This is a genomic window from Phormidium pseudopriestleyi FRX01 (assembly GCF_017313335.1).
GTDB classification, from domain to species: domain Bacteria; phylum Cyanobacteriota; class Cyanobacteriia; order Cyanobacteriales; family Laspinemataceae; genus Laspinema; species Laspinema pseudopriestleyi.
In genome coordinates, this window is the sequence record NZ_JAFLQW010000549.1 from 1 (window position 1) to 3021 (window position 3021).

A 3021-nucleotide genomic window follows, 5' to 3' on the forward strand; every position below is an offset into this window, starting at 1 on the left:
ACCTTCTAAATAGGAGGAAGCTAATCCGTGGGTGTACCAAGAGGTGACGAAGGTGGTGCCGGTCAGCCAGCCCCCCACTGCGAGATAGGCGCAGGGGAAGAGTAATAGGCCAGACCAACCGATAAAGACGAAGCGATCGCGCTTGAGCCAGTCATCGAGGACGTCAAACCATCCCCGTTCTGTCTGTGCGCGTCCGACTGCTATTGTCATAAATTTTGCGGGAGTTGGGGTCGGGTTTTAAATCGTCTTGCTCTACAAGAATCGCAAGATTTCTAATTAAGTTAACATAACTATATATTACATTGACCAAATTTTGCAAAACCCTTAATTTGAGGCTGCCCAGTTCCCTGAACACCAGCTAGTCTCTCTGGCCGGTGCTCAAGGTGAGCCTCCATGAGACCAAACCATCTCAGGACAAGGGCTGTGGCGCTGTCCGAGGCTCACCTTGAACGGGATTAACGGACGTTGACACGGACTTGAGATCCGTTCTTAGGTCCGAACGAGCATCCCAATTTTGAGGGGCCGCTGGTTTTTTTCTCCGGTCTGAATCTTTCTGCGATCGATGCCCTCTCTATCACTGTCCATTTGATGTAGTGGGATTTAAGGGAGTTTCCCCCAGTTCCCTGGCGCTGTCCAGGGGTTTACCCCCGGTGGCGGCTTCAAAAAATTAAGAATTTCCTATAAACTCTGGCCCATTGTCCACCGCAGAGACGGATACTAGGATAGGACCTATTCTTAGGTGCCCTGCCCTTACCCTTAGAGATGCCGGAAAAATCTTTCCCTGTTCTCTATAATTTAGGGTTCCGTTCTCTCCCTTACCCAGCTTATTTTCGATGACTGCAAAAAGCATCTCTACTAGCGATCGCGTACTTCGCAAAGAAATTATCGGCTCTCGCCGGTTCAGCAACTACCTTCTAGTCGTTGTCGTTAACTTAGGCGGTATCGGCTTTCTCTTAGCCAGCCTTTCCAGTTATCTGAAAGTCAATTTTTTGCCCTTTGCCGACCCAACCCAGCTCCTCTTTCTCCCCCAAGGCTTGGTCATGGGTTTTTACGGGGTATCAGCTTTGCTGCTCTCCCTTTATCTCTGGCTGACCATTCTCTGGAATGTGGGGGGTGGCTACAACGAATTTAATAAAGAAACCGGCAAGGTTCAAATCTTCCGCTGGGGATTTCCGGGCAAAAATCGTAAAATTGATATTTCCTACCCCCTCGAAGATGTCCAATCCATTCGAGTCGAACTCAAAGAAGGACTCAATCCTAAACGGGCGATGTATATGCGAACCAAAGGTCGTAATCCCCTGCCGTTGAGTCGTGTCGGTCAACCGATCCCCTTGTCGGAACTGGAAAACGAAGGTGCAGAATTAGCTCGGTTTTTGGGGGTTCCCCTGGAAGGGTTATAAGTCAGGGTCATCCTCTTAACACCCTCAAAAAGAGTGGAATTGAGCTGTAAAAATCGGCCTCGCCCTCCCCGGCCTTAGAGAAACAGATCAGGACTATAGCATCACTTCTATAGCATCACTTCTATAGGTGAAGAGGGGCAATTCTTCATAGACTGCCCCTCCTCACCTGTTGGGTGACATACCCAAAGAAAGCCTCAGTGGTGAATCTAAAACTATTTTGTCCCAATTCCCGCGATACCCAAAAGCGAGAAAATTAGCTCAGGTAAGATTGGCATCATATTTCATATCACTCGCGAGGTTAGCATATTGTATTGGAAACTGAACATGGAAATTAACATCCGGCAGTGGATTGTATCGGTGATGATTCTAGGTGTTTTGCTAATCGGAGGTTGCGCTCAACAAGACGTGACATCCCCACCGGCTAACTTGCCGACGGAACCCCCAGTAACGGCACAAGCCCCAGATGCCTTCAGCAATCTCCCCCGTTTGGAGGGAAAAGCCACGGTGCAAATGGTGATTAATGGCAGACCCGTCATCATTGAAGTGGATGGCACAAATGCGCCGATTACGGCGGGGAATTTTGTGGATTTGGTTCAGCGTCAGGTCTATGACGGATTAATGTTTCACCGGGTGGTGCGTGAACCGGAACCCTTTGTGGTTCAAGGGGGAGACCCACAAAGCAAAGATCCAAATTTTGGCGGAAATTTAGGCACCGGGGGTTTTATTGACCCGGCAACAAGTCGGGAACGCTACATTCCGTTAGAAATTACTCCGCAAGGGGCGCAGAGTCCGGTCTATGGTTCACCCTTGCAATCGGCCCGAATTAGTCAAACTCCGGTCTTGCAACATAAACGCGGCGCGTTAGCAATGGCCCGATCGCAAGCGCCAGATTCGGCATCGTCTCAGTTTTACTTTGCCTTGAGCGATCTAGAGTTTTTAGATGGCAATTATGCCGTTTTTGGCATGGTCACTGAAGGCATGGATGTGATTGACGGGATTCAACAAGGCGATCGCATTCAATCAGCTCAAGTCGTTGATGGCCTGGAAAATTTTCGTTCTAACGGTCCCTCCTAAAGGTGAGAATCGGTCATCAAGGGGTGCAAATTGTCGTCACAGGAATGGGTCTGGTTTGTGCCTTGGGCAATTGTTTGGAGCAGGTTTGGCAAAGGTTACTCCGGTCTGAGTCGGCGATCGCCCTGGGCCAACCTTTCCCGGAACTGCCCCCCCGTCCCCTGGCTCAAATTGGCCCTAATCCGGCTTGCCTGAACCAACTCCTCGAACCCGTGGTGACTCGCGCCCTCAAAGATGCCGGTTTAGTTCCACCCCTGCCGGATGGTGGGGTGGTTATTGGCTCCAGTCGCGCTCACCAAGGCAAATTGGAGCAACTAGCAAGGCAATTTTGTCAAAATCCCCGAGGGGGCGACGGCGATTGGGGGGTGAATTGGTTAGACCTTTTACCCCATACTCCGGCGATCGCTACGGCGCGACAGATCGGGGCCACTGGACCAGTGATGGCACCGATGGCTGCTTGTGCCACTGGGATTTGGGCGATCGCCCAAGGGTTTGAACTGATCCGCACGGGTCAATGTCAGCAGGTTGTGGTCGGTGCCGCAGAAGCCCC

Annotated in this window: 3 protein-coding genes and 1 pseudogene; 3 read left to right on the forward strand and 1 reads right to left on the reverse strand. The window is 50.9% G+C overall.

The genetic code is table 11. From position 1 onward, the window contains the following. A pseudogene (locus J0895_RS20795) lies at positions 1–210 on the reverse strand (photosystem II D2 protein (photosystem q(a) protein)); the annotation flags it as partial. A 623-nt stretch (positions 211–833) separates the two neighbouring features. Here J0895_RS20795 and J0895_RS20800 point away from each other — a divergent pair. From J0895_RS20800 to J0895_RS20810, 3 genes are all read left to right on the forward strand, one after another. Continuing rightward, complete coding sequence (locus J0895_RS20800; RefSeq protein WP_207089908.1) at positions 834–1400, forward strand: photosystem I assembly protein Ycf4; 567 nt, start codon at positions 834–836, stop codon at positions 1398–1400. Positions 1401–1724: 324 nt separating this feature from the next. Then, complete coding sequence (locus J0895_RS20805; RefSeq protein ID WP_207089909.1) at positions 1725–2474, forward strand: peptidylprolyl isomerase; 750 nt, start codon at positions 1725–1727, stop codon at positions 2472–2474. Between the two features lie 2 nt (positions 2475–2476). Next, positions 2477–3021: beta-ketoacyl synthase N-terminal-like domain-containing protein (locus J0895_RS20810; protein ID WP_340643561.1), on the forward strand; the 545-nt coding region annotated here is incomplete at its 3' end.

What these genes read in the sequence shown, in the direction of transcription:
- J0895_RS20800 (WP_207089908.1), top strand. Translation starts at nt 834, where the DNA reads ATGACTGCAAAAAGCATCTCTACTAGCGATCGCGTACTTCGCAAAGAA.
- J0895_RS20805 (WP_207089909.1), top strand. Translation starts at nt 1,725, where the DNA reads ATGGAAATTAACATCCGGCAGTGGATTGTATCGGTGATGATTCTAGGT.